The organism is Synechococcus sp. A10-1-5-9 (assembly GCF_047716785.1).
In the GTDB taxonomy this organism is placed as follows: domain Bacteria; phylum Cyanobacteriota; class Cyanobacteriia; order PCC-6307; family Cyanobiaceae; genus Synechococcus_C.
Genome location: NZ_CP180406.1, coordinates 1775841 through 1800175 on the forward strand (window position 1 = coordinate 1775841; position 24335 = coordinate 1800175).

24 protein-coding genes are annotated in these 24335 nt (G+C 58.5%); 17 read left to right on the forward strand and 7 right to left on the reverse strand.

Features of this window, described 5'->3' with window-relative positions; translation table 11 throughout:
* The first annotated feature begins 171 nt into the window (after nucleotides 1–171).
* The 7 genes from ACLM45_RS09645 (at nucleotide 172) to ACLM45_RS09675 (ending at nucleotide 7249) form a co-directional block, all read left to right on the forward strand.
* Nucleotides 172–297 carry a hypothetical protein gene (locus ACLM45_RS09645; RefSeq protein WP_415409023.1) on the forward strand — a complete coding sequence of 42 codons (126 nt, stop codon included), beginning with the start codon at nucleotides 172–174 and terminating at the stop codon, nucleotides 295–297.
* Nucleotides 287–1717, forward strand: a complete 1431-nt coding sequence (locus ACLM45_RS09650; protein WP_415409025.1) for a sodium:solute symporter family protein — start codon at nucleotides 287–289, stop codon at nucleotides 1715–1717. The genes ACLM45_RS09645 and ACLM45_RS09650 overlap by 11 nt, the downstream gene beginning before the upstream one ends.
* Before the next feature lie 4 nt (nucleotides 1718–1721).
* Nucleotides 1722–1868, forward strand: a complete 147-nt coding sequence (locus tag ACLM45_RS09655; RefSeq protein WP_415409026.1) for a hypothetical protein — start codon at nucleotides 1722–1724, stop codon at nucleotides 1866–1868.
* Nucleotides 1869–2043: 175 nt separating this feature from the next.
* Complete coding sequence (locus ACLM45_RS09660) at nucleotides 2044–3159, forward strand: aspartate/ornithine carbamoyltransferase family protein (RefSeq protein ID WP_415409028.1); 1116 nt, start codon at nucleotides 2044–2046, stop codon at nucleotides 3157–3159.
* A 9-nt stretch (nucleotides 3160–3168) separates the two neighbouring features.
* A complete protein-coding gene (gene asnB / locus ACLM45_RS09665) occupies nucleotides 3169–5193 on the forward strand; it encodes an asparagine synthase (glutamine-hydrolyzing) (RefSeq protein ID WP_415409029.1) in 2025 nt (674 codons plus the stop codon).
* A gap of 104 nt (nucleotides 5194–5297) precedes the next feature.
* Entirely contained in the window at nucleotides 5298–6578 is a 1281-nt protein-coding gene (locus ACLM45_RS09670; RefSeq protein ID WP_415411407.1) for a Zn-dependent hydrolase, read from the forward strand.
* Complete coding sequence (locus ACLM45_RS09675; protein ID WP_415409031.1) at nucleotides 6575–7249, forward strand: DUF1028 domain-containing protein; 675 nt, start codon at nucleotides 6575–6577, stop codon at nucleotides 7247–7249. Before ACLM45_RS09670 ends, ACLM45_RS09675 begins: the two co-directional genes overlap by 4 nt.
* 711 nt (nucleotides 7250–7960) lie before the next feature.
* Here ACLM45_RS09675 and ureC read toward each other — a convergent pair.
* Genes ureC through ACLM45_RS09695 form a run of 4 tightly spaced genes read right to left on the reverse strand, consistent with a single transcriptional unit; the run spans nucleotide 7961 to nucleotide 11285 of the window.
* Nucleotides 7961–9670: an urease subunit alpha gene (gene ureC / locus ACLM45_RS09680; protein ID WP_415409033.1), complete on the reverse strand. Its 1710-nt coding sequence runs from the start codon at nucleotides 9668–9670 to the stop codon at nucleotides 7961–7963.
* Nucleotides 9671–9673: 3 nt separating this feature from the next.
* On the reverse strand, nucleotides 9674–9994 hold the full coding sequence (locus ACLM45_RS09685; RefSeq protein WP_006042763.1) for an urease subunit beta: 321 nt from the start codon (nucleotides 9992–9994) through the stop codon (nucleotides 9674–9676).
* 10 nt (nucleotides 9995–10004) lie between these two features.
* Nucleotides 10005–10307: an urease subunit gamma gene (locus ACLM45_RS09690; protein WP_006042764.1), complete on the reverse strand. Its 303-nt coding sequence runs from the start codon at nucleotides 10305–10307 to the stop codon at nucleotides 10005–10007.
* An 18-nt stretch (nucleotides 10308–10325) separates the two neighbouring features.
* Entirely contained in the window at nucleotides 10326–11285 is a 960-nt protein-coding gene (locus tag ACLM45_RS09695) for an urease accessory protein UreD (RefSeq protein ID WP_415409035.1), read from the reverse strand.
* Nucleotides 11286–11397: 112 nt separating this feature from the next.
* On the opposite strand from ACLM45_RS09695, the gene ureE reads away from it, so the two are divergent.
* The 8 genes from ureE (at nucleotide 11398) to urtE (ending at nucleotide 18450) form a co-directional block, all read left to right on the forward strand.
* Nucleotides 11398–11919: an urease accessory protein UreE gene (ureE, locus tag ACLM45_RS09700; protein ID WP_415409037.1), complete on the forward strand. Its 522-nt coding sequence runs from the start codon at nucleotides 11398–11400 to the stop codon at nucleotides 11917–11919.
* Entirely contained in the window at nucleotides 11916–12587 is a 672-nt protein-coding gene (locus ACLM45_RS09705) for an urease accessory protein UreF (RefSeq protein WP_415409039.1), read from the forward strand. The genes ureE and ACLM45_RS09705 overlap by 4 nt, the downstream gene beginning before the upstream one ends.
* The gene (gene ureG, locus ACLM45_RS09710) at nucleotides 12587–13210 is read left to right on the forward strand and encodes an urease accessory protein UreG (protein WP_415409041.1); all 624 of its coding nucleotides are present in this window, start codon (nucleotides 12587–12589) and stop codon (nucleotides 13208–13210) included. Before ACLM45_RS09705 ends, ureG begins: the two co-directional genes overlap by 1 nt.
* A gap of 100 nt (nucleotides 13211–13310) precedes the next feature.
* Complete coding sequence (gene urtA, locus ACLM45_RS09715; protein WP_415409043.1) at nucleotides 13311–14606, forward strand: urea ABC transporter substrate-binding protein; 1296 nt, start codon at nucleotides 13311–13313, stop codon at nucleotides 14604–14606.
* Between the two features lie 98 nt (nucleotides 14607–14704).
* Nucleotides 14705–15859, forward strand: coding sequence for an ABC transporter permease subunit (locus tag ACLM45_RS09720; RefSeq protein WP_415409045.1), 1155 nt, complete (start codon nucleotides 14705–14707; stop codon nucleotides 15857–15859).
* 4 nt (nucleotides 15860–15863) lie between these two features.
* Complete coding sequence (urtC, locus tag ACLM45_RS09725) at nucleotides 15864–16991, forward strand: urea ABC transporter permease subunit UrtC (RefSeq protein ID WP_415409047.1); 1128 nt, start codon at nucleotides 15864–15866, stop codon at nucleotides 16989–16991.
* Nucleotides 16988–17740: an urea ABC transporter ATP-binding protein UrtD gene (gene urtD / locus ACLM45_RS09730; protein ID WP_006042772.1), complete on the forward strand. Its 753-nt coding sequence runs from the start codon at nucleotides 16988–16990 to the stop codon at nucleotides 17738–17740. The genes urtC and urtD overlap by 4 nt, the downstream gene beginning before the upstream one ends.
* Nucleotides 17740–18450, forward strand: a complete 711-nt coding sequence (gene urtE / locus ACLM45_RS09735) for an urea ABC transporter ATP-binding subunit UrtE (RefSeq protein WP_038004608.1) — start codon at nucleotides 17740–17742, stop codon at nucleotides 18448–18450. The genes urtD and urtE overlap by 1 nt, the downstream gene beginning before the upstream one ends.
* A 19-nt stretch (nucleotides 18451–18469) precedes the next feature.
* Here the strand turns inward: urtE and ACLM45_RS09740 are convergent, their stop codons facing one another.
* A complete protein-coding gene (locus ACLM45_RS09740) occupies nucleotides 18470–18727 on the reverse strand; it encodes a DUF1830 domain-containing protein (protein WP_415411408.1) in 258 nt (85 codons plus the stop codon).
* A 109-nt stretch (nucleotides 18728–18836) separates the two neighbouring features.
* Nucleotides 18837–20132: a glycosyl transferase gene (locus ACLM45_RS09745; RefSeq protein WP_415409049.1), complete on the reverse strand. Its 1296-nt coding sequence runs from the start codon at nucleotides 20130–20132 to the stop codon at nucleotides 18837–18839.
* A 69-nt stretch (nucleotides 20133–20201) separates the two neighbouring features.
* Between ACLM45_RS09745 and ACLM45_RS09750 the strand changes: the two genes are divergently transcribed.
* Together ACLM45_RS09750 and ACLM45_RS09755 are read left to right on the forward strand one after the other, a co-directional pair.
* Nucleotides 20202–21932 carry an alpha-amylase family glycosyl hydrolase gene (locus tag ACLM45_RS09750; protein WP_415409051.1) on the forward strand — a complete coding sequence of 577 codons (1731 nt, stop codon included), beginning with the start codon at nucleotides 20202–20204 and terminating at the stop codon, nucleotides 21930–21932.
* A complete protein-coding gene (locus ACLM45_RS09755; RefSeq protein ID WP_415409053.1) occupies nucleotides 21929–22750 on the forward strand; it encodes an HAD-IIB family hydrolase in 822 nt (273 codons plus the stop codon). The genes ACLM45_RS09750 and ACLM45_RS09755 overlap by 4 nt, the downstream gene beginning before the upstream one ends.
* Here ACLM45_RS09755 and ACLM45_RS09760 read toward each other — a convergent pair.
* A complete protein-coding gene (locus ACLM45_RS09760; RefSeq protein ID WP_415409055.1) occupies nucleotides 22738–24315 on the reverse strand; it encodes an APC family permease in 1578 nt (525 codons plus the stop codon). The genes ACLM45_RS09755 and ACLM45_RS09760 overlap by 13 nt on opposite strands.
* Between the last annotated feature and the right edge of the window lie 20 nt (nucleotides 24316–24335).

The following is a 24335-nucleotide window of genomic DNA, read 5'->3' on the forward strand; positions in this document are numbered from 1 at the left end:
AAACTCGAGCAGGCCCCTGCTGGTTGTGATTGCTACACATTTCGAGATTGGATGCATCAAGCCACTGGCAGCCTGTGATTCAGGTAGCCCTGGCGACTTTGTTATCAGTCGGTGGAAGATTGCGAACACCGCGATTTGCTTGTCTTAGATCTGCTGAAGAGGACATTCGCTTTGGATGACAATCTCTGGGCTGGAATGATCTTTGCCCTTGGTGCTGCGGTGACCCTGGCCACTGTGTTGATGATTCTTTCCGGTCATCTTCGCTGCCGTGATCGGGGAGCGTCGGATGTCCGCTGACGCTGCCCGTTTTCTGTCACCAGGGATTGCATGGGCGCTTGTGGTGCTGTTCTCCGTGTTGTGGATTGCGTTAGGGATCGCCTGGGGCCGCCGCGGTAAAGGAGATGCGGACGATTTCATGCTGGCGGGCCGCAACATCGGGTTGGCCCTGAGCACAGCCACCTTGATGGCGTCTTGGGTGACGGGCAACACGACCCTTCTGGCCCCGGAATTCGGCTACAGAACAGGCCTCTGGGGCATGTTCAGTTACGCCCTGGCAGGACTGGGGTTGATTTTGTTTGCGCCGCTGGCCGCTCGCATCAAGCAGTTGATGCCCAACGGACGCACCAGTGGTGATTTCATTCGGCTGCGCTACGGACGCTTGGCTTGGTGGGTGTTCATGGTGATCACCGCCGTGTACACCCTTGGCTTTCTGATGACCCAAGCCATGGGGGCTGGGCTGTTACTCCAGGCTCTATCTGGGTTTGACTACCACGTGGGCATGGTGGTGGTGATCGGTGTCGCAACGGTTTACACGTTGTTTGGTGGCATGCGGGCGGTGATTGGAACCGATTTCATCCAATCGCTGCTGATCATGGTGTTGCTGGCAGTGGTGGCGGTACTTGCTTTTCGTCAGTTCCCGATGCCGGAGGTGCATGCTCGCTTGATCGCTGAGCATCCCGACCGTCTTGATCTGCTGCTCCCCGCCGGTCTGTTGATCGCCTGGAATTCAGCTCTGTTCTCGATGGGTGAGGTTTTTCACAACAACATCTGGTGGTCCCGAGTGTTCGCCAGCCGTCGCAGCGTGGTGATGACATCTTTTCTGTTGGGGGGGCTGGCCTGGATGAGTGTCCCCTTGGTGACGGGCTCGATCGGTCTGGTCGCACTGGCCAGAGACCTGCAGCTGGAGCAGGTGAACATGGTGTTCCCAGTGATGGCGGCCGATCTTCTTGGGGCTGGTGGGGCTGCATTGGTGTTTGTCGTCGTCTTCGCGTCACTCACCTCCACTTTGGATTCTCTGTTGGCGTCCACCGCGGATCTGCTGGCTGAAGACGTCTATTTCCGTCTGCTGCGTCCCCAGGCCAATGATGCGCAGCTCAAGCAGGCGGCACGGCTGATGGTGGTCGGTCTGGCCGTGGTCACTGTGGCCCTGTCCTGGCCGCGGCTGGACTCGCTGGCGTCGGTGTTGTTCTTTACCGGTGCGTTGGTGGCCTCCACGGTCTGGCCTGTGGCTTGCGGTCTCTACTGGTCATCCGCCAATCGTTGGGCAGCGATCGTCGCCATGGTTGCCGGTAGTGCTGTCGGTCTGACGGCCTACGTTCTGATTGCCCCTTATTGCGCGGCAGTGTTCTCCGCGGCGGTTTCGGCCGTCGTGATGGTGGTGGGCAGTCGTCGGAAGCCCGAACGGTTTGATTTCAATCTCTTGAAGGAGGAGGGATAACGCCATGGTGATGTCGGTGTTGCTCATGGTTCTGGTGGACCAACGCTGGTTCCGTGTCGTCCTGGTGGGAAGTCAGGTGGCGCTCGTTTGCTCTGTGCTAGCGCTGTTGTTGATTTGGTTGATTGAGTGGAGAAGCGGACGTGCCTGGTAAGTGTTCGTTTCGAACATATTTGGGGTGTTTTGTATTAAATCAAACTATTTTTTGAGTCTTTTTCTAAAGAACGTGTATCGAGCTAGACGTTCGCACTCAACTCTTGTTATCGAGAGAGGGTGTGATTCACAGCACAAGCACGCGATTTACACGTCGGGTGTTGATGCACTTGCTTATGGCAGATCCCGGCACAGCAGTGATTGAGGAGGTATCGGCGCCGCTCCGCTTCCGGCCGATGGGTCCCGATGTGTTCGGTCATGACCAGCCTCAGGCGCTTCTGGCTGCCATCGCTGAAGATGGCGAGCCCTTGTTGGATCTTATCGACCAGCATGTTGTGTCGATGCAGGCGTTCCGACCCGAAACTCTGCTTCAGCTGTTTCGATTGGCTGCGAAATTCGAGAGCAACCCTGACCGTTACTGCCGTCACAACACGCCGCTCACCGGCAAGATCCTGATCAACGCTTTCTACGAGCCCAGCACGCGCACACGCCTTTCCTTCGACAGCGCCTGGCATCGCCTCGGCGGCGATTCGATCAACATCACCGACCGCAGCACCACCGGGATCGCCAAGGGGGAGTCGCTGGAGGATGTGGCGCACATGTTTAACAACTACGGCGACTGTGTGGTGCTGCGCGACAGCAATCCGGATGCTGTTTATGCCATGACTTCGACTCTGCGGATTCCGATCATCAATGCCGGCAATGGCATTGATGAGCATCCGACGCAGGCGATGGCGGATCTCTACACGATTTTCAAGTGGCGTCCCAGTCTGGCTTTGACTGAGGTGTTGCCCAAGGATCGGATCCGCATCGGGGTGATCGGTTTGCCGTCACGGATGCGCACTGTGCGTTCATTGCTGCGGATCCTCAGCAAATTCCCCCAGATCCTTGAGGAGGTGGTGGTGATTCATGCGGCCGGGGTTGAGTCAGAAGCGCCTCTGTTTGATCCGGGTCAACTGGAGGAGCTGGAAGCGAGCGGTGTGACCATCCGCTGCAGTTCAGATCTGGCGGCTGAGATTCCCGAGCTGGACGTTGTTTACATCAATGCGATCGCCTGGGTTGGCGATAGCTATGAGGTGCACGGCGGTGGATTTCGTCTCACCCGGGATCTGCCGTTCAAGCCTGAGGCGATCGTGCTGCACCCCCTGGCGAGGGGCCCCGAGCTGAGCACCTGTTTGGATGACACGCCGCACAACTGGTATTTCAGCCAGGCGCGTGGGGCGGTGTTTCTGCGCATGGCATTGCTCACCTGCATGGTGAATCGTGCCGAGCGGGTGATGGATGTGATCTGAGGCGAACTGATGTGCGGAATCGGAGGTGTATTTCTGGCGGATCGTCGTCAGACGTTGGATCGTCAGTTGTTGGTCAACATGGCGGCCATTCAGTCCCATCGCGGACCGGATGGCTTCGGTGTGGAATGCATCGACGCTGCCGGTGTCGGCTTCTGTCATGCCCGGTTGTCGATTATTGATCTGAACGAATCGCGGGCAAGGCAGCCATTCCTCAGCGACGACCGCCAGGTGCTGATGGCGCACAACGGCGAGTTCTACGACTTTCAGCGCATCCGGGCTGATCTCACTGCTCAGGGGGTGCGTTTCTGCACCAAGAGTGATTCCGAGATCCTGCTGCGTCTCTATCAACGGCAAGGTCTCGAATCCACGTTGCCCTTGCTGCGGGGGGAATTCGCCTTCGCCTTGTTTGATGCCGTGGATGACTGTCTGTATCTGGTGAGGGATCGCTTCGGTATCAAGCCCCAGTACTGGACGATGACGCCTGAGGGAGTGGTGTTCGGCTCCGAGTTGAAGGTGCTGTTTGCCCATCCATTGGTGGAGAGACGTTTCACCTCGGAGGGTCTGTTTCATCAATTGATGCAGACCATGGTTCCGGGAACGACCGCCTTTGCCGGGGTGCACCAGGTTCAGCCCGGTCATGTTCTGAAGGTGCAACGCAGGGGTGACCGGCTTGAGGTGTCGGAGTCCACCTATTGGGATGTTGATTTTCCCCGTTTGGATCAGCGGGACAGCACCCTCACCGAGGCCGATCACATTGCCAATGTGCGGGCTGCTCTGCTGGAAGCGGTGGAGATGCGGATGGTGGCGGATGTGCCGGTTGGTTGTTATCTCTCCGGCGGCATCGACAGTTGTTCGATCCTCGGTCTGGCGTCGGCGGTGAGTCAGGGTCCCGTCAAGGCCTTCACGATCGGATTTGATGATGCCCGCTACGACGAAACACCCATTGCTGCCGAGATGGCAGAGGCCACGGGTGCCGAACAGGACGTGATGCGTCTGTCGGGTCGTGAGTTGTATGGCCACATGGAACAGACGCTCTGGCACACCGAGCGCACGATCTACAACACCCTGGCTGTGGCCAAATATCTGATGAGTCGCCACGTCAACAACGTTGATTACAAGGTCGTGATGACCGGGGAAGGGTCAGATGAGCTGTTCGGTGGTTACCCAGCCTTTCGGCGCGACATGTTTCTCCATGGTTTGGATGATCTGCCGCAAAGCGACCGCCAAGATTGGGAATCTCTGCTTCAAACCAACAATTCCCTGGTGCAGGGAGCGATGCTGGCGGCTGATCAGGTGGATGATCCCGACCTTGATGCTGTGGTGGGTTTCACCCCCAGCTGTCTGCAGCCCTGGCTGGCCTGCGCGCCGCTTGTGCCTGATCTGCTGGCTGAAGAGCACCGCCAGGCGTTAGCGGAGTATTCGCCGGGTAAGGCCATTGCTGAGCAGTTGAATCCGCAGCAACTCGAGGGCCGCCATGCCCTCGACAAGGCTCAGTACGTCTGGATCAAAACGATGTTGGAAGGCCAGATCCTCACCTGGGGAGGTGATCGCGTCGACATGGCCAATTCCATGGAGGCTCGGCCGGCTTTCCTTGATCACCATCTAGCGGCCGCAGCGGTGCAGGTGCCTCCGGAGCTGCGGATCAAGGGCAAAACCGAGAAATACGTGCTTCGGGAGGCGATGGCTGGCTTGCTGCCGGAGGTGCTCTACAACCGCGAGAAATTTGCCTTCATGGCGCCTCCGGCCCACACCGAGCCTGAGAAGTGGGCGCAGATGAAGCAATTGGCCGATGACTACCTGAGTGATGAGGCGATTGATGCGGCTGGGTTGTTGAGCAAAGAGGGGGTGCGTGCCTTGTTTGCGCGCCATGACGACCCTGCCACCACCGACGCCGAGAGGGTTCAGATGGACGCTGTGATCAACCACCTCCTGGGTGTTCAGATGCTGCATCGGATGTTTGTGGCGGCCGATGTGCCAGCTCAGGCTCGCGAGCAGGCTGATCACCTCGGTTGGCGGGTATTGATGCCCGTTTGAATTCTTTGATGAGGGTTAAAACGTCGCATTGACGACAAGCTCAATTGGGTTCTAAAGCGAAGCTGGGTTTTGGTTTGAACTGAAGGTCACGATCCTTGCCCGAGCTGTTGATTCATCGCTCACAAATCGCTCCAGCTGGAGCCGATCGGGAGCGGTTAGGTGTCCAGCCTCGGCGAGACAGATTGATCGATTCGCTCGAGTCCATGGCGGCCATTGGCCTTCAAGCCGATGGAAGCGTTTGTCGCCGCGGGTTTAGTTCGGCCGATGTTCAAGGCCGGGACCAGCTTGCGTGCTGGATGCAAGAGGCCGGCATGCAGCTGCGTGTGGATGCCGCTGGCAATTTGATTGGCCGGCTCGAGGGGCAGGACCCCTCGTTGCCGGTGCTGATGACGGGTTCGCATTTGGATACCGTCCCAACAGGTGGTCGTTTTGATGGAGTCCTTGGCGTCTTGGCGGGCCTGGAATGCGTCCGTGCGCTGAATGATGCGGGGCAGCGTCTACGACACCCCTTCGAGGTCGTGGCTTTCGCTGATGAAGAGTCAACGATGGTCGGCTGCAAGGGCATGGCTGGCACGGCATCGATGGACCAATCGGCTTACGCCACCAGCAACGGGGATCCGATTGACATCAACCTGGAGCGAATCGGTGGTCACTGGCCATCCCTGCCCTCGGCGGCGCGATCTGATTCAGCCGTTGCAGCCTTTCTTGAACTGCATGTTGAGCAAGGTGCTGTGCTCGAGCAGCGGCGCGATGCCATTGGCATTGTTGAGGGCATCGTCGGGCAAAGACGTTTCCGCATTCATGTAAAGGGTCAGGCCAACCATGCCGGCACAACGCCGATGGGACTCCGACAGGATGCCCTCGCCGCTGCCTCCCGGATTGTGCTGGCGGTGGAAGAGATGGCTCGGTGTCATCCCGGTGATCCGGTGGCGACGGTGGGACGTCTTGAGGTTTGGCCCAATGCCGCCAACGTTGTACCAGGCTCCGTGTCGATGACGGTGGACATTCGTGATCTGGATCCCGCTGTTCTCGACCAATTGGTGTCCTGCTTGCAGGACGAGCTGGAATCCATCGGCTTGGCAACCGGCTGTGCAATCCGGTTGGAGCCGCAGTTTCAGGTGTCGCCCACACCCGCTGACGCGCTGGTGATGGCCACGATTGAATCGGTGGCTGAAGATTTGGGGTTGAGCATGAGTCGGCTTCCGAGCCGTGCCAGTCATGACGCCCAAGAGATTGGGCGGCGTTGGCCCATGGGAATGATCTTTGTGCCCAGCCGCGAAGGTTTGAGCCATTCAGCAGCTGAATTCACCAGTGACAGTCAGTGTCTTGCAGGAATCGCTGTTCTCTTGCACACCCTTGAACGATTGGATCGTGTGCTCTCATGACGTTCTCGATCGTTGCTCGTGATCCCAGCAATGGTCGTTTCGGTGTTGCCGTTGCCACCTGTCATCTCGCAGTGGGCTCCACGGTTCCGCACATCCGCTCTGGAGTGGGCGCAGTTGCGACACAAGCCCATACCAATCCATATCTAGGAATCTGCGGCCTGGAAAGGCTCGAACAGAGTGCTGATGCTGATGTGGTGCTGGCCAGCTTGCTTGCCGATGATCCACTCCGCGAACGCCGTCAGTTCCACCTGATTGATGCACAAGGTCGTACCGCTGCCTGGACGGGGGGGGATTGTGGATTCTGGGCTGGGCATCGCCATCGCATGAATCTCTCTGTTGCTGGCAACTATCTGGTCGGCGAGACGGTTCTCACATCCATGGAACAGGCCTTTCTGGCAAGTGATCCATGCTGGAAGTTGGGTCGCCGTTTGATGACGGCACTGATCGCGGGTGAGGCTGCCGGAGGTGATGGTCGCTCGATACATTCAACTTCGGCTGCGCTGCAAATTAGTGGTGAAGCAGCGTTTCCGTTGCTTGATTTAAGGGTTGATTTTCGGGATTTGGCAGTTTCTGAACTGATGAATGTCTATGAGCGAAGTCAAGAGCTCTGGGCCCAGCAATGGCGTGATTCATTTTCAGAATTGCCACAATTAAATCGTCTCATCGCTTGAGCGGTGATTACTGAGAGTGAATGGATGTTCTCCATTCCACAGAGACACCAGCGATGTCTGCATCGTGTGCAAGATGATGCATGCATTCAGTTGTAAAAGCTGCTTTTCCTCCTATCAGAGCATCCCACTGTTGTTGCGGAAAATGGCATTGAAGCCAAAACACGCCATGAATGCTTGCAGGCTGGAGTTGAACAAAGTTTGACTCCAGTGTTTGTGCGATCAGATCCATGTTGTGTGTGCAACATATTTCCATTACGCCCTAGATTTGATCGCTAAGTTGTTTTATTTGTTACCGAGTTGCGAATCGTTTGGCGGGTTAGGGCAATCTTGCAATCAGTAAGATGAATTGTCTTTTCGTGGCTGTTTGCCGCTCTTGTAAACCAGCTTAGAGGCGATAGCGATCGTTCAGTGGGGGTCGTGATTGTTTTCCGAAGCAAACTTCGTTCCACTTCTCATGGTCTGGCTTGTACTGCGCTTCGCATGAAGGGAAGTGGACGCTTATGGCTAAAAATGCAAGATGCGTTTGCGCTTAAGCCTGTTTTCCTATCATTCATATTGATGCAAATTCATGGCTTTAATTGTTGAGGGTTGGTTTTCAATTGCAATGAGCTCCAGCGCCCGTTGTTAACAGTTGCAGCGCAATATGAAAAAAAGTGTTGGCCCTTTCGGGCCCTTCGTGGTCAACGTGCTGGATGACCCGCAGGGTGGAGCTCAAAGCAGCAGGTAGCGCTGGGCGAGGGGCAGCACTTCGGCTGGTTCGCAGGTGAGCAGTTCACCGTCGGCGAACACCTCATAGGTCTGCGGATCCACGCTCACCTTGGGCAGGGCGGAATTGAGTTTGAGAGCGCTTTTGCCCACGCTGCGGGTGTCCTTCACGGCCATGCAGGTTCGTTCCAGGCCCAAGTGGCGTTGGATGTCGGCATCCATGGCTGCTTCGCTCACGAACGTGAGGCAGCTGGGAGCCAAGGCTTTCCCGAAGGCGCCGAACATCGGCCGGCCGTGCACAGGGCCGGGGGTGGGAATCGAGGCATTGGCATCGCCCATCTGGGCCCACACGATCGACCCCCCCTTGATCACCAGCTCCGGGCGAATGCCGAAGAAGCCCGGTTTCCACAGCACCAGATCGGCGAGCTTGCCGGTTTCGATCGAGCCCACCTCGCTGCTTATGCCATGGGCAAGAGCGGGGTTGATCGTCACCTTGGCGATGTAGCGCTTCAGGCGATGGTTGTCGTTGCGGCTGGAGTCTTGCGGGAGTGCACCGCGCTGCACCTTCATCTTGTGGGCGGTCTGGAAGGTGCGGGTGATCACTTCGCCAACGCGCCCCATGGCCTGGGAGTCACTGGCGATGATCGAGAAAGCGCCCAAGTCGTGAAGGATGTCTTCGGCAGCGATTGTTTCGCGGCGAATTCGCGATTCGGCGAAAGCCACGTCCTCGGGGATTCTGGGGTCGAGGTGGTGGCACACCATCAACATGTCGAGGTGCTCTTCGAGCGTGTTACGGGTGTAGGGCCGGGTGGGATTCGTGCTGCTGGGCAGCACATTCGCTTCGCCGCAGATCTTGATGATGTCCGGGGCATGGCCGCCGCCGGCACCTTCGGTGTGGAAGGTGTGGATCGTGCGTCCCTTGATGGCGGCAATCGTGTCTTCCACGAAGCCGGCCTCGTTGAGGGTGTCGGTGTGGATGCACACCTGCACATCCATCCGGTCGGCCACAGACAGGCAGGCATCGATGGTGGCCGGCGTGGTGCCCCAGTCTTCATGCAGCTTCAGGCCGCAGGCACCGGCGCGCACCTGTTCCTCCAGGGCTTCCGGAGTGCTGGCGTTGCCCTTGCCGAAGAAGCCCAGATTCACCGGCAGGCCTTCAGCGGCCTGAAGCATGCGGCCGATGTGAAAGGCCCCGGGGGTGCAGGTGGTGGCATTGGTGCCGGTGGCCGGTCCGGTGCCGCCGCCCATCAGCGTGGTCATGCCACTGGCCAGAGCGGTTTCAATCTGCTGCGGACAAATGAAATGGATGTGGGTGTCGATGCCCCCGGCCGTGAGGATGTGTCCTTCCCCGGCGATCGCTTCGGTGCCCGGGCCCACCACGATCGTCACCCCGGCCTGGGTGTCGGGGTTCCCGGCTTTGCCGATGCCGACGATGCGGCCGTCCTTCAGACCAACATCGGCTTTGACGATGCCCCACCAGTCGAGGATCAGGGCATTGGTGATCACTGTGTCGACGGCACCGCCGGCTCGAGGGGTCTGGGACTGGCCCATGCCGTCGCGGATCACCTTGCCGCCGCCGAACTTCACCTCGTCGCCGTAGATGGTGAAGTCTTTCTCCACTTCAAGAATCAGCTCGGTGTCGGCCAGGCGAAGCCTGTCGCCGGTGGTGGGGCCGTAGGTCTCGGCGTAGGCCTGGCGGGAAATGCGATAGGGCATGGGTCAGGCGTCGAGGGGTCCGTTGATCTGGCCGTTGAAACCGATCACGCGTCGGTCACCGGCAAAGGGAATCAGGTTCACGTCTCGGCTGTCACCCGGTTCGAAGCGGATGGCGGTGCCAGCGGGGATATCGAGCCGCTGACCGCGCGCGGCAGTGCGGTCGAACTGCAGGGCAGCGTTGGCTTCTGCAAAGTGGAAGTGGGACCCCACTTGCACGGGGCGGTCGCCGCTGTTGGCGACGTGGAGGCTGGTGACGGGCCGGCCTGCGTTGAGTTCGATCTCGCCGGGTTCGGGCAACAGCTCGCCGGGAATGAAGGGTGCCATCGGTTCAGCCTCAACGAATGGGGTCGTGCAAAGTGACGAGCTTGGTGCCGTCGGGGAAGACCGCTTCGATCTGCACCTCCTGAACCAGTTCGGGAATGCCGTCCATCACTTGATTGCGGCTCAGCCAGGTGGTGCCTTCCTGCATGAGTTCCGCCACGCTCTTGCCGTCGCGGGCACCCTCCAGCACAAGGAAGCTCAGCCAAGCCACCGCTTCGGGGTGGTTGAGCTTCAGGCCGCGGTTGAGCCTCCGTTCCGCCAGCAAGGCAGCGGTCACGATCAGGAGCTTGTCTTTTTCCTGGGGACTGAGATGCATGGACTGGCTCGGTCGTTATCAGTGTGTCCTTGCCGCGGGCACAGCAGTGTTCGTTTTGAACGATGATGGCTGCAAAGGCTGTTCCTGCAAAGGCCAGACCCGTGGGATCTGTGGAGCGCTCAAGGCGCGCAGGGCGCGGGTGCGAGCCCAGATGCGGCTGAACCAGAAGCGGGCATCGCGGCTGGACGGACCGGAATAACGGGCCACCAGGCCTTGGTCCAAGGCGCTGCAGTGCATTGTGCCGTTCAGGCCTCTGCGATCGCTGCGGACCAGCTCCAGTAATTGCGTCAGAGCTTCGCCGTTCAATGGCATCGGCGCAGCCCACACCAGCGACCCGAACACCGGCCTTTTGTTCAGCCCGTGCTGGTCGTTGAGGGCATCGCCCCCCAAGTCCAGCCGGTCCACCAGTTCCCAGCGACTGGCTTGATGAGGTTCAACACTGCGTCGGCAGAGGCTCAGGGCTGAGCGCCAGCGACCCTGCTGCAGGGTTTCTCCGGCGGCGGTGCGGCCTAGCCGCACGATTTCTGCGCTGAGAAAGGAGGCGTTGGCGGGTAGTTGCACTGTCAGATGCTGCTCAAAGAGGGCATTGGCATAGAGCACCAGCTCCTGGGGTAGCCATTCCAGATCGCTGCTGTTCGCCAGCTTGCAGTGCACCTGTTGACGGGCCCATTGGCCTTCGGGGTGCAGGCGGCTGCGACCGATGGATCCGTAGACCTTCTGGGCGGCGACGCTGGTGATCAGGCAGCGGCTGTTTGTGTTTAAGTCCAGCGCAATGCTGAGTTGATCGCCTCCCACGAGTCCTCCGGCTGTGTGAAGGATTGGCAGTTCACAGCGGCCGTTTTTGCCCTGTTCAGCCCGCAGAAGCTTGAACGGGGCGCTGCAGCCCCCTTGGTGAACTGTGCCTGCGTCGCCGTGCTCGGTCTGCCGGTGTTCAAACCGCAGCTCGCAGCGGCCATGCCAGGGATCGAGGCGTTGCATTCCCCCACGCTCGGTTCTCGAGCTGCGATGACCTGTAGCAATCAACACCAAATCAAGGCAGACGGCTGGGCAGGCTCAGGGTGAAAGGGGAGCAGCCTTGGACGACAACGCGATGAGTGACAACGTGAGCGATCACAAACCGATCGTGTTGGAGCATCGCCAAGTGGGTGAGGCCGTTGGAGATTTTCCGCCCGACCGCCGCCTGCAATTGCCGCTCACGGCTGAAGAACGCACGGTGCTTCGTGGGCGCCGCTGCAGCGATTGTGGGCGTTCTCTCTTGCTTCAGTTGCCTCGGGAGGGCCCCCTTCAGCCCGGTGATCGCTTGTTGGATCGTTCCCGGAGCTGGGAGGTGGTGGTGATTGCGGCGCCGGAACCGTTGCTGCGGGTGCAGGCGGATTCAGTCTTGGAGCTCCTGCAGGCGGCGTATCACCTCGGCAACCGTCATGTGGCGCTGGAGCTCCACGACGGGGAATTGTTGTTGCTAAAGGATTCGGTGCTGGAGGCGATGTTGCGCAGCCGTGGCTTGCGTGTGAGTCCCTGTGAGCGTCCGTTTCTTCCGGAGGGAGGCGCCTATGGAGGTAGTCCCAGCCATGCCCACAGCCACAGCCACAGCCACAGCCATGAAACGCCATGACCTCCCTGGCGTTGCTCCAGTTGGTGAGCCCGGCTTTGCCGGTGGGAGCGTTCAGTTACTCAGAAGGGTTGGAGGTCTTGATTCAGGCCGGAGCGCTGAAGAGCGAGGCTTGCCTTGAGCAGTGGTTGATCGCCGAGCTGGAGCGGGGAACGCTGCGGCTGGAGGCTGCATCTCTTTCCATTTTGATGACTGACTTGAATCGCTGGATGAACGGCGCTGATCAGTCGGCGCGTTTTCGTTTGCTGGAGCTGGATGGTTGGCTGCTGGCCACCCGTGAAGCTGCGGAGGTGCGGGCTCAACAACGTCAGATGGGGGGGTCTTTACTACAGCTGTTGGCCGATATGGGTCATCCACTGACAGAACCAACTCCCCTGGCCTGGCCGGGGGCATGGGCTTGGGCGGCACTGTCGCTGGGGGTGTCGGAGGCTGACACGGTGGAGGGCTACCTCTACAGCTGGGTCGCTAATCAGCTCAGTGCGGCCGTGCGTCTGTTGCCTTTGGGCCCGACCAGGGCTCAGGTGCTTCAGCACCGACTGTTGCCGCGGATCGCTGCCGAGGCCCAAGAGCTCCTCGCTGCTGATCCACGGACCTTGTGGTCAGCGGGCGTGGGGGCATCACTGGCGCAGCTGTCCCATGCTGAGTTGTATTCCCGTTTATTCCGAAGCTGATGGGGAGCAAATTGCGGCTGGGTGTGGCTGGACCGGTGGGGTCCGGCAAAACCGCTCTTGTGGAGGCGCTTTGCCGGCGACTGCGGGATCAACTGCAGTTGGCGGTGGTCACCAATGACATCTACACCCAGGAAGATGCTCAGTTCTTGACTCGTGCAGGAGCTTTGGATCCGTCGCGGATTCGCGGTGTGGAGACCGGTGGCTGTCCGCACACGGCCATCCGGGAGGACTGCTCCATCAACAGGGCGGCGGTGGCGGAGTTGGAAGCTCAGTTCCCAGCTCTGGATCTGGTGTTGGTTGAGAGCGGCGGCGACAATCTGGCGGCCAGTTTTAGTCCGGAGCTGGTTGATCTCTGTATTTACGTGATTGACGTGGCCGCAGGCGACAAGATCCCACGCAAGGGCGGCCCCGGGATCACGCGTTCGGATTTGCTGGTGATCAACAAGATCGACCTGGCGCCTCTGGTGGGAGCTGACCTGGCCGTGATGGAGCGCGACTCCCTACGCATGCGCGGCGATCGCCCCTGGTGTTTTACCAACCTGCACAGCGGTGAGGGGCTGGATTTTGTGGTGGCATTTGTGTTGCGACAACTACCGAATGTTGAGTCGATTTCCTCGTCTTGAGGGCTGATTGGTCTGTTTGGTAGTCAGCGCTACTAGTCAAGGTTTGCCTCGCTGAGAATGTTCTGAGTGCTAACGCAACTGTCAGCACTCTTAATTCACCATGTCTCAACCGTTGTCAAAACGCATCCTGATCAGCCTGGCGGCGGCCTCTCTTGGCTTGACAGTCACGGCTTGTGGTGGTGGTGATAAGGCCTCCAATGTCGAGTACGACGACACCGTGAAGGTTGGAATTCTTCATTCCCTCACAGGCACGATGGCTATCTCCGAGACCACCTTGGCGGAGACCGAGAAAATGGCGATCGCTGAGATCAATGCCGCCGGTGGCGTTGAAGTGGACGGCAAAAAATACAAGATCGAGTACATCGTCGAAGACGGTGCGTCTGATTGGCCCACCTTTGCCGAGAAGTCCAAGAAGCTGATCGACCAGGACCAGGTGCCTGTCGTTTTCGGTGGCTGGACCTCCGCCAGCCGCAAGGCCATGCTTCCCGTCTACGAATCGAAGGACGCCTTCCTCTACTACCCAATTCAGTACGAGGGCCAGGAGTGTTCCAACAACATCTTCTACACCGGTGCCACTCCGAACCAGCAGTCGGAGCCTGCCACCAAGTTCATGTACGAGAAGTCGCCTGCTGCTGGCAAGCCCTTCTTCCTTGTGGGTTCGGACTATGTCTTCCCCCGTACCTCCAACACCATCACCAAGGAACAGCTCAAGTCCCTGGGTGGCGAAGTGGTCGGTGAGGACTATCTGCCCCTCGGCAACACCGAGGTTGCTCCGATCATCGCCAAGATCAAGAAGGCCCTGCCCGACGGGGGTGTGATCATCAACACCCTGAATGGTGACCAGAACGTCGCCTTCTTCAAGCAGATTCAGGACGCCGGCATCACCCCCGATAACGGCTACTACGTGATGAGTTACTCCATCGCGGAAAGCGAGATTAAGGACATCGGAACTGAATTCCTTGAGGGCCATTACGGTGCTTGGAACTACATGATGTCGATCGACACACCTGCTTCCAAGACTTTCGCGGAGAACTATAAAAAGTTCACCAAGGATCCTGGAGCTGTTGTTGCTGACCCTCAGGAGTCGGCTTACAACATGGTCTATCTATGGAAGGCTGCTGTTGAGAAGGCAGGCACTTTTGATGACGACAAGGTTCGTGAGGCCCTGATTGGAATCGAGTTTGATGCCCCTCAGGGTCCTGTGAAAGTGATGCCTAACCATCACCTTTCTCAGACAGTTCTGATCGGAGAAATCGGTACCGATGGTCAGTTCAAGATTCTGGAATCCACTGATGGCCCTGTGGCTCCTCAGGCCTGGAACCAGTTCGAGCCCAGCTCCAAGGGTTTCGCTTGCGACTGGACCGACGCCTCCAAGGGCGAGAAGTACAAGCTCTGATGGCCCATTGAGGTCCTAACTGCTGAATGATTTCTGGAGGAATCCCAGCAGGGATTCCTCCTTATCTTTTGGTCTAATCGCTTAGTTAACCAATTTTCGTGCAACTGCTTTTTGAGAGCCTGTTCAACGGTGTAGCCATCGGCTCGGTGCTGCTGGTAGCTGCCCTCGGATTGGCGATCGTGTTTGGTTTGATGGGTGTGATCAATCTCGCGCATGGCGAGCTGATCATGCTTGGGGCTTACACCACTTATGTGGTTCAGCTGATCTTCAAGCTGCCTGTGTTTCAGCCTATTTATGACACCTATGTGTTGGTGGCGATTCCGCTGGCCTTCATCACAAGTGGCGTGGTGGGCATTCTTTTGGAACGCACCGTGATTCGCCGCCTCTACGGCAATCCTCTCGAAACACTGTTGGCAACCTGGGGCGTCAGCTTGATCCTGCAGCAGTTCGTGCGCAGTGTTCCACTGGCTCAGGCAGCTGGTGCGGTGCTTGCTCTGGTGCTTGGTTTTTCGTTTCCCTTGCTGCTTCCCAAGGCCCTGCTGCAAGGTTCCCGAGCTCGTTGGATTAGCGCCGGCAGCTGGGGTGTTTCGGCTCTTGTTGGTGTGGTGTTTGCCAATGGATTGGCATCTCAGGTCAGCCGGATCGCGCGTGCCACCTCTCGCAATGTGGATGTGACGGCACCCAAATGGATGCGCGGCGGGCTTGAGTTCGCCGATCTGACCTTCCCTGTGCCTCGTCTGGTGATCATCATGATCACGGTGGTGGCTGTTGTTGGCGTCACTTGGTTCCTCAACCGCAGCGTCTGGGGCATGCGCATTCGTGCCGTGACCCAGAACCGAGAGATGAGTGATTGCCTTGGTATCCCCACCGACACTGTCGACGTGCTCACCTTCGGTATCGGTTCGGGGTTGGCTGGCGTTGCTGGTGTGGCGGTGTCGTTGCTGGGTTCAGTTGGCCCCAATGTGGGGACGTCTTACATCGTGGGCTGCTTCATGGTGGTGGTGCTCGGCGGTGTGGGCAATCTGCTGGGCACGGTGCTCGCCTCTTTCGCCATCGGCTTGCTGACCGACCTCATTGGTGCAGGGCGGTTGCTTTCGATCTGGCCTGGTATGCCCGCCCCCCTGGAGGGAGTGGTGAAATTCTTCGCCACTACAAGCATGGCCCAAGTGATGGTCTTCGCTCTGATTGTCGTGTTCCTGCAGTTCCGTCCAGCGGGTCTGTTCCCGCAGAAGGGACGCATGGTGGAGGCCTGACGTCATGATCCAAGCCTTTCAACGCCGTCGCTGGTCCCTCGTTCTCGTCTGGGTTCTGATCGTTGCCGTGGTGGTGGCAGCACCAGCGGTGCTTCCTGTGTTTCGGCTCAACCTGTTAGGTCGTTTCCTTTCCCTGGCGATCGTGGCCCTCGGCATTGATCTGATCTGGGGTTTTACAGGATTGCTCAGCCTCGGTCAGGGCATCTTCTTCGCTCTTGGTGGATATGGGGCGGCGATGTATCTCCAGCTCAATAGCTCTGCCAGTCATCCCAACGGCATCCCGGAGTTCTTCAGCCTTTACGGCGTGGATCGACTGCCCTTTTTCTGGGAACCCTTCTACAACCCTCTGTTCACGCTGATTGCCATCTGGCTGGTGCCGGCGTTGCTGGCTGCGCTGCTCGGCAACATGGTCTTCCGCAACCGCATCAAGGGGGTCTACTTCTCGATCCTCACCCAGGCGGCTTTGCTGGTGTTTTTCAATTTTTTCAATGGCCAGCAGAAGCTGATCAACGGCACCAACGGTCTCAAAACCGATGTGACCAAGCTGTTCGGCCAGATGGTGGGTTCGCCCGAGATGCAGCGATGGTTCTTTTGGGTCACTGCTGTGATCGTGATCTTGGCCTGGCTGTTTGTGCGCTGGTTGGTTCGTGGTCGCTTCGGCGATGTGTTGATCGCGATCCGTGATGACGAGCCGCGGCTTCGGTTCACTGGCTATAACCCCACCCTCTTCAAGACAATTGTGTTTGCGATCGCCGGGGGGCTTGCGGGTATCGGCGGTGCCCTCTTCACGGTGCAGTCGGGGATCGTTTCGCCCCAGTACATGGCGGTTCCCTTTTCGATCGAAATGGTGATCTGGGTTGCAGTAGGTGGTCGCGGCACGCTGGTCGGTGCCATTCTCGGCGCCGTCTCGATCATGTATGCCAAGAGTCTGGTGAGCGAGGCGATGCCTCAGAGCTGGCTGTTTATCCAGGGTGGACTATTCATTTTGGTGGTCACGGCTCTACCGGAAGGCGTCATCGGTTGGTTCCGCACGGACGGCCCTCGCAACCTGCTGTCCCGCCTGGGTTTGGGTCGTCAAATTGCCACCTACCCCCAGTTGGAAATCGACGGTCAGGAGGAGGTGCAGCCATGAGTGCCCCCCTTTTGGAGTTACGCAAGATCACTGTCAGCTTTGACGGCTTTTTAGCCCTACGCGATCTCAATCTCAGTCTCCAGCCTGGTGAACTGAGGGCGGTGATTGGTCCCAATGGGGCTGGCAAAACCACCTTTTTGGATGTGATCTCCGGAAAGACGGCCCCTACTGAAGGCGAGGTGGTGTTCCAGGGTCGCTCACTTCTTGGTACTCAGGAGTACCGCATCGCTCGGCTCGGCATCGGTCGCAAATTTCAGAGTCCGCGTGTGTTCGAGAAGCTGAGTGTGGAAGAGAACCTGGCGCTGGCTGTCAGTCAGCCCAAACAGCCATGGTCGCTGTTATTTGGTGGCTTGAATGCCACACAGCGTGATCAGGTGCATCATTTGATGGGCATCGTCAATTTGCAAAATCGGGCTCACTGGATGGCAGGAGCTCTCTCCCATGGTCAGAAACAGTGGCTGGAGATCGCGATGTTGGTGGGTCAGGATCCTGACCTTCTTCTCGTTGATGAGCCGGTGGCTGGTCTCACCGATGAGGAGACGGATCTCACCGCTGATCTACTCAAATCGTTGGCAGGAGATCACACCGTGCTGGTGATTGAGCACGACATGGAATTCATCCGCCGCTTGGAGAGCCAGGTAACGGTGTTGCATGAGGGTCATGTGCTCTGTGAGGGAACGATGGATCAGGTTCAGGTTGATTCGCGTGTGATTGAGGTGTATCTCGGAACAACGGAGCAGCAGAAATGATGACAGAACTTCTTGAAATCCACGGTCTGAACACCTATTACGGCGAAAGCCACATCCTTCGGGATGTTGACCTCACTGTGAAGGCTGGTGAGATGGTTTGCTTGATCGGTCGTAATGGTGTGGGCAAGACCACGCTGTTGAAGTCGTTAATCGGTCTCTTGCGGCCTCGTCGAGGTGAGATTGTCTTCAACGGTGATTGCCTCGACCGCCAAGCTCCTTACCAACGTGCCCGCGCTGGACTGGGGTACGTGCCACAAGGGCGAGAAATTATTCCTCAGCTGACGGTCGAGGACAATTTGTCGCTTGGGATGGAAGCGTTGCCCGGGGGGCTCAGGGGAAACCGGAGTATTGATCCGTTTGTTTATGACCTTTTCCCTGTCTTGAAGGAATTTCTGCCAAGAAAAGGTGGAGACCTCAGTGGCGGCCAGCAGCAACAATTAGCCATCGCCCGAGCCCTGCTCGGTAAACCTAAGTTGTTGTTGCTCGATGAACCAACCGAAGGTATTCAGCCCAATATTGTGCAGGATATTGAAGTTGCAGTACGCCGAATCATCGCTGAAACCGGCACTGGTGTACTGCTTGTGGAGCAGCACCTGCATTTTGTCCGGCAAGCGGATCGCTATTACGCGATGCAGCGTGGAGGCATTGTGGCCAGTGGTCTAACCAGTGAATTAAGTCAGTCGGTGGTCGATCAATTTCTCAGTGTTTAATCCACTATCAAGTGATCGATCAGCATGCCCAGAGAGACGTGGTAGGAGACTCATCGACTGATTTTTTATTTAATGCATAATCAGATACATCGGCGCGAATGTGAAGCATTTGTCCTTGTGTCGACATCCGCCAAATCTCAAGTCTGCTGTCGAATGGTGCCTCGAACCAGAACAATTCTTTAGGCATTAAAACCTTTTCTCGATAGAATTGTCCTTCGCCAATGCACTTCAATATGACCATTCGGTCGGTGTCATTGTTGTACATGCATTCGATCATGAGCATCAAGAGGTTGGAGACAAGGATCGTATTTTTGAGCAGATAAAAGTGTTGGTTTGGCGACCGAACTTCACTTGCTTTAGCTTTTCTTCATGACTCATGCTTGCGCTCAGGCCGCAGTGCTGGCGGCTGAGCGGCGTTCAGCGGGGGAAGTCAAGGTGGGGCAATTGGGCCGACGTGGACGCCTTGCTCCCTGACTGCGCATGGTGGACGCTCGGTCGGCACGTCCTGCCAGGGCGAGGTCGGAGGCAAAGGACGGATTGCAACTCTGCAGCCTCGACCAGCTCGGCAGTTGATGGGCGATTGGCGATGCCATTAAAGACGTGAGGCCAGGCCTCAGGAGTTCGGAGAAGCGATGGACCGCCAGTTCTTCTCCATGTCGGTCGTAGGGCAACCGATTGATCGCTGAGTCGAGTCCGAACTGACGCACCCTGTCTTCGCCAACCCGTCGGTACAGCACTTCCAAGGTTGGCAGTTGATCCATGGACACCACGCATCCTTCGTGTTCCATCAGGCTGCGCAACACCGTGCAGAAGATTTCGCTGGCCATGCGTTGGAGTCCCTCATTTGGACGTTGACCCAGGCTCTTGTGCTTGTGGTCGAAAAGACCCAGGTCCACCTGGGCGATTCGGCTGGGTGCTACGTGTCGATACACCTCCGAGAGCAAGCCCATTTCCAGGCCCCAGTCCGATGGGATGCGCAGATTCATGGCGAGATCCCTTGTAAAAGCGAACTCCCCTGCCAGTGGGTAGCGAAATGTCTGGAGGTAACGGAGGTAGGGCAGTGGTCCGAAGATCTGCTCCAGGCTCGTCAGTAATGGGCCTACAAACAAACGGGTGGCTCGGCCCTGAAGGGCTTGGGTTTCCAGGGAAAGCCTGCTGTAGAAGGCTTTCACGTACGCCATTCCGTGGGATGGGTCGAGCAGGGGTCTGAGCATCCGTTCCGGATAGCCGGAGCCAAAGGTGCGAATGTCAGCGTCGAACAGGCCGATGACTTCAGCGTGCTGACAGGCAACGCCCAGGCCTTGCCATACCGCCCAACCCTTGCCGGGAGGACCAGTCAGATCGAGGCCATGCTGGTCCATCGACGTCAGGATCTCTTCCACGGCCGGACCGTTCGTCCAATGCACCTGCACTGGGAAAGGCATGTCGGCGAAAAACTCTTCTGCAGCCTTCACATCGGCTGCGCTGTCCGCTGACAGTGCGATCACCAGATTGGAGAGTCCCGTGAGCGAGGAGAGTGTGTCGCGGATCAGGCGCAGAGCGGGTCTGCTGAATTCCTCCATCAGGCAGGGAATCAGCAGAGCGGTTGGTCTCTGCTGAAGCTCCTTGTTGAAGGCGATGGCATTGAGATTGCCCAGGCTGTAGTCGTGAACCGTGGCGATCAGGCTCTGCTGAAAATCCATGCGGTGTTCGATGCAACAACGGAAAGAAGGCCGCTGCTCCATACCTGAAGAATGTTCAGGTGAAACAGAATGCAGCTTCAGAGCGAGCGAACGCTGCGAAATCTGCTGTCAGGCCTTTACTCAAGCCATCTTTCCTGGGATCTCGAGGCGTTGTCGTCGCAATTGCTGCAGATTCTTAGCTCCGCATCAGGAAATGGCGATATCCCCACCAAAGGCAATCCCTGGACTGTCGACGATGTTGTGCTGATTACCTACGCCGACACTGTCGTTGAGGCCGATCAGCCGGCTTTGGTGAGCCTTCGCACTTTTATCAACAGCCAGCTCTCCGATTTCGCAGGGGTCATCCACGTCTTGCCGTTCCTGGAAGCCTCGAGTGATGGCGGATTCGCCGTGGCTAGTCACGACTGTCTGGAGTCCCGCCATGGTGATTGGAATGACCTGGCTGATCTTGCTGAGGGGCGCAAGTTGATGGCTGATCTGGTGTTGAACCATGTCTCGGCATCCCATCCCTGGGTGCGTCAGTTCTTGCGTGATCAGGAGCCGGGTCGGTCCTGCGTTTTGGAGGCGTCTCCTGATCCTTGTTGGGACAACGTCGTCCGTCCCCGCAGTTCTGCCCTTTTTACCAAGCTTCAAGGCCCCATCAGCATGCGTCAGGTCTGGACCACCTTTGGACCTGACCAGGTGGATGTGGATTGGAGCCATCCCGAGGTTTTGCTTGGATTCACCCGTTTGCTTGCCCGCATGGTGGCCTATGGGGTGAGATGGATCCGTCTTGATGCGGTGGGGTTTGTCTGGAAAGAACCAAACACCAGTTGCATTCACCAACCTCAAGCCCACCAGCTTGTGGAAATCTTGCGTCAGTTGCTGACCATCGCTTGCCCCGACGGAGTGGTGGTCACGGAGACCAATGTTCCCGAACAGGAGAATCTGTCGTATCTGCGCACAGGGCGAGAGGCCCATCTGGCCTACAACTTTCCCCTGCCACCGCTGCTGCTTGAGGCGGCTGTCAGCGGCTCCGCTGATTTGCTCAATCGCTGGTTATCGCGCTGGCCATCGCTGCCGGAGTCGACGTCGTTGCTCAATTTCACCGCCTGTCATGACGGCGTTGGGTTGAGACCTCTCGAGGGATTGATGCCGCCCTCACGTCTCATGGACCTCTTGATCGCGTGTGAGCAGCGCGGGGGCTTGGTGAGCCATCGCCGGTTGGCAGATGGTAACGAGGTCCCCTATGAGATCAACATCAGTTGGTGGAGTGCCATGGCGGATGGGGGCCTCGACCCCAGCTACTGGCAGAGGGAACGCTTCCTGCTGACGCAATTGATGGTTCTGGCTCTGCCCGGGGTGCCTGCCTTGTATCTGCCGGCTCTGCTCGCCACTGCCAATGATCTTGGTCGCTTCAGGCGCACGGGTCACCGACGTGATCTCAACCGACCCCAGTTCAAAAAATCGTCGGTGGAACGGCGTCTGCAGGATCCTGACAGTGATGCTGCAGCCGTTTTGGTTGCGCTCAAGCAGGCGATTGCGGTGCGGGCGACGCAGCCGGCGCTGCATCCGGATGGCCAACTTCAGGTGCTGACCCCGGACCGGGTGGATCGCGTTGTGCTGCATCGATCCCATGCGGGTCATGACCTTGTGGCGGTTCATAACGTCACATCGACCCGTCTCACCCTGGATCCCTTTGGCTTGCTGGATTTGGAGGACACAGACCCATGGGTCGATTGCCTCAGTGGTCGCACCCTTGAACCTTGCAGACGACATCTGCTGAACCCTTATGAAGTGCTTTGGCTGGTGAGGTCATGACGACGGGACTGGAGCGTCAGTGGTGGGTGGTTACCGACCTCGATGGCACGTTGATGGACCATCGCTACGACTGGGCGCCGGCTTTGGACACGATTCGTCTCCTTCAGCGTCGAGGAATTCCCGTCATCCCCTGCACAAGCAAAACCGCCGAAGAAGTCCGTCGTTTTCGTGAACAAACCGGTCTCAGGGATCCGTTCATCGTCGAGAACGGGGGAGCCATTCATGGTGAGAACGCCGATGGCAGCCTCTGGCAGCAGATGCTCGGTCCGACGTGGAAGGAGCTGCGCCCGCAGCTCTCGCAGTTGTCACGGGATTTAGGACAACCTCTGCAGGCGCTTGATGATCTCAGTGATCAGGAGGCTGATCGCTTGCTGGGCCTCGGCGGGGAGGCATTGCGACAGGCCCAGCGTCGGGCCTGCAGCGTGCCGTTCGTGTCTCCAGTGGATTCCGAGTCCCGCAGGCGTCTGCAACAGCTTGCGAGGGCCCGTCAGCTTGCGATTGTGCAGGGAAATCGCTTGGGCCATCTGCTGGGAGCTGACGTCAGCAAAGGCCGGGCACTGGCGGTGCTGAAGCAGCGCCAGGGTGCATCTGAAGTCGCTGTTCTGGCTTTGGGAGATTCGCCCAATGACCTTCCTTTGCTGCATGCCGGCGACTGCTCGATCGTGGTGCCAGGGGTGGAGGGACCACACCCCGCTCTGCAAGACGGGCTGCACAACGGCTGCTTCCAGTTGGCACCAGCTCCCCATGCGCTGGGGTGGGCTGCAGCCGTTCAGCGCTGGCTTCCAGGACTTCTTGATGACCTGGATCAAGTGGATTGAGTGCTGCCGGTCGGTTCCGTCAGCGTGGTGATGGCATGGGGTGAGGCTTCCGTGAGCGCACTGTTCACCGCCAGTGGCATCACTGCCATAGCCAACCCTGCCAGCACGGTGAGGTGCCAGCCCATGGGCAATTCCAGGGGCTGGCCTGTGCTGAACAGTTCCATGTCGAGAATCAACAGACCGAGATACAGCGCCCACCACAATGCGCTTGTCAGCTCAATCGGTTGGCCTTTCCAGGCGTTGCTGAGGGCGTAGATCAGGCTGGGAACCGTAATCACCAGCACGGCTCCTTCCAAAGCCTCGCGCCCGCTCCAGCTCGTCGCCCAGGTGGCCATCACGAAGGCCATGCCGCTGAGCAGCCAGGGACAGGGAATCTGAAAGCGCCTGGGAGCATTGGGAAGTTGGCGGCGCAGGGCCAGCAGGCTCACCGGGCCCATGGCCAGGGCGATGATCAAAGTGGAGGTCAGAAAGCTGACCACTTTCTGCCAGCTCGGCGCCATCCATAGAAGGATCGTACTGATTACCAGACTGCTGATCAGCGACCAGTAGGGGACCCCCCGATTGTTTAACCGCCCGAGAGCGCCTGGAAGCAGTCGGCACTCTCCCATCATCCAGCTCACCCGTGCGGAAATCCCCAGGTAGGCCATGCCTGTGGCGCCGGGGGAGGCCACGGCATCGATGAGCAGCAGGGTGGCCACCCAGCCCAGGCCAAGACCTGTGGCCAGCGCCACGAGCGGCCCCCCATGAGCACTGAGGCTGAGACGGCTCCAACCCTGCTGCAAGGCCTCCGGCGGGACGCTGACGAGAAAGCCGAGCTGCAGTACGAGATAAATCAGCAGACACAGGCCAAGTCCGACCCCCATGGCCAGAGGGACATTGCGCTGGGGATTGCGCACTTCCCCGGCGAGGTCCATGGCGGTGCGGAAGCCCAGCAGGCTGAACAGGATGCCACCGCTGCCAATCGCATCCACCAGCGTGTCTTGCTGTCCTGGTGCAGGGATTTGAAGGTTGTCCCAGTGGCCTGCAATCAGCATCAGGCTGATGGATACCAGCAGGGGAACCACCAGCTTCCAAAGGGTGAGGCCATCAATCCAGCGCGCCAGTTGGCTGACGCCTGCAAGGTTGATCCAGGTAAACAGCACCAGCAGGGCCACCGCCACAAGCTGGCCGGCGCCAGTGAGGTACTGGGAGCTACCCACATCGCGGGTGAGCCAGGGGAGAACACTCGAGAGGTACTGGAGCAGGGCGAGCACTTCGATCGTGGGTAGCGATACGTAAGTGACCCAGGCACTCCATCCGCCGATGAAGCCGGATAAGCGACCGTGGCTGAGCAGGGGAAGCTGGGCCAGGGCCCCGGAGCTGTTCACCAGTGCGCCAAGTTCAGCGAACACCAGCGCCAGCAGAAAGGCCATGGCGCCGCCGATCACCCAGGCCAGCAGGCTTGCGGGGCCTGCGATCCGGGCGCAGAAGTAAGGAGCGAACAGCCAGCCTGAGCCGATGGTGCCGGTCACCACCGTGAGAATCAGGGATGTGACGCCCAGGTCGCGTTTAAGAGTCGCTGCCAAGGATCAGGATCTTTCGGTGG

Coding starts and splice junctions, on each gene's coding strand:
- ACLM45_RS09750 (WP_415409051.1), top strand. CDS start 20,202: ATGCAGCTTCAGAGCGAGCGAACGCTGCGAAATCTGCTGTCAGGCCTT.
- ACLM45_RS09660 (WP_415409028.1), top strand. CDS start 2,044: ATGGCAGATCCCGGCACAGCAGTGATTGAGGAGGTATCGGCGCCGCTC.
- ACLM45_RS09675 (WP_415409031.1), top strand. CDS start 6,575: ATGACGTTCTCGATCGTTGCTCGTGATCCCAGCAATGGTCGTTTCGGT.
- ACLM45_RS09695 (WP_415409035.1), bottom strand. CDS start 11,285: ATGCAACGCCTCGATCCCTGGCATGGCCGCTGCGAGCTGCGGTTTGAA.
- ACLM45_RS09755 (WP_415409053.1), top strand. CDS start 21,929: ATGACGACGGGACTGGAGCGTCAGTGGTGGGTGGTTACCGACCTCGAT.
- ureG (WP_415409041.1), top strand. CDS start 12,587: ATGGGGAGCAAATTGCGGCTGGGTGTGGCTGGACCGGTGGGGTCCGGC.
- urtC (WP_415409047.1), top strand. CDS start 15,864: ATGATCCAAGCCTTTCAACGCCGTCGCTGGTCCCTCGTTCTCGTCTGG.
- ureC (WP_415409033.1), bottom strand. CDS start 9,670: ATGCCCTATCGCATTTCCCGCCAGGCCTACGCCGAGACCTACGGCCCC.
- urtD (WP_006042772.1), top strand. CDS start 16,988: ATGAGTGCCCCCCTTTTGGAGTTACGCAAGATCACTGTCAGCTTTGAC.
- ACLM45_RS09690 (WP_006042764.1), bottom strand. CDS start 10,307: ATGCATCTCAGTCCCCAGGAAAAAGACAAGCTCCTGATCGTGACCGCT.
- urtE (WP_038004608.1), top strand. CDS start 17,740: ATGACAGAACTTCTTGAAATCCACGGTCTGAACACCTATTACGGCGAA.
- asnB (WP_415409029.1), top strand. CDS start 3,169: ATGTGCGGAATCGGAGGTGTATTTCTGGCGGATCGTCGTCAGACGTTG.
- ureE (WP_415409037.1), top strand. CDS start 11,398: ATGAGTGACAACGTGAGCGATCACAAACCGATCGTGTTGGAGCATCGC.
- ACLM45_RS09705 (WP_415409039.1), top strand. CDS start 11,916: ATGACCTCCCTGGCGTTGCTCCAGTTGGTGAGCCCGGCTTTGCCGGTG.
- ACLM45_RS09740 (WP_415411408.1), bottom strand. CDS start 18,727: ATGATCGAATGCATGTACAACAATGACACCGACCGAATGGTCATATTG.
- ACLM45_RS09745 (WP_415409049.1), bottom strand. CDS start 20,132: ATGGATTTTCAGCAGAGCCTGATCGCCACGGTTCACGACTACAGCCTG.
- ACLM45_RS09685 (WP_006042763.1), bottom strand. CDS start 9,994: ATGGCACCCTTCATTCCCGGCGAGCTGTTGCCCGAACCCGGCGAGATC.
- ACLM45_RS09650 (WP_415409025.1), top strand. CDS start 287: ATGTCCGCTGACGCTGCCCGTTTTCTGTCACCAGGGATTGCATGGGCG.
- urtA (WP_415409043.1), top strand. CDS start 13,311: ATGTCTCAACCGTTGTCAAAACGCATCCTGATCAGCCTGGCGGCGGCC.
- ACLM45_RS09655 (WP_415409026.1), top strand. CDS start 1,722: ATGGTGATGTCGGTGTTGCTCATGGTTCTGGTGGACCAACGCTGGTTC.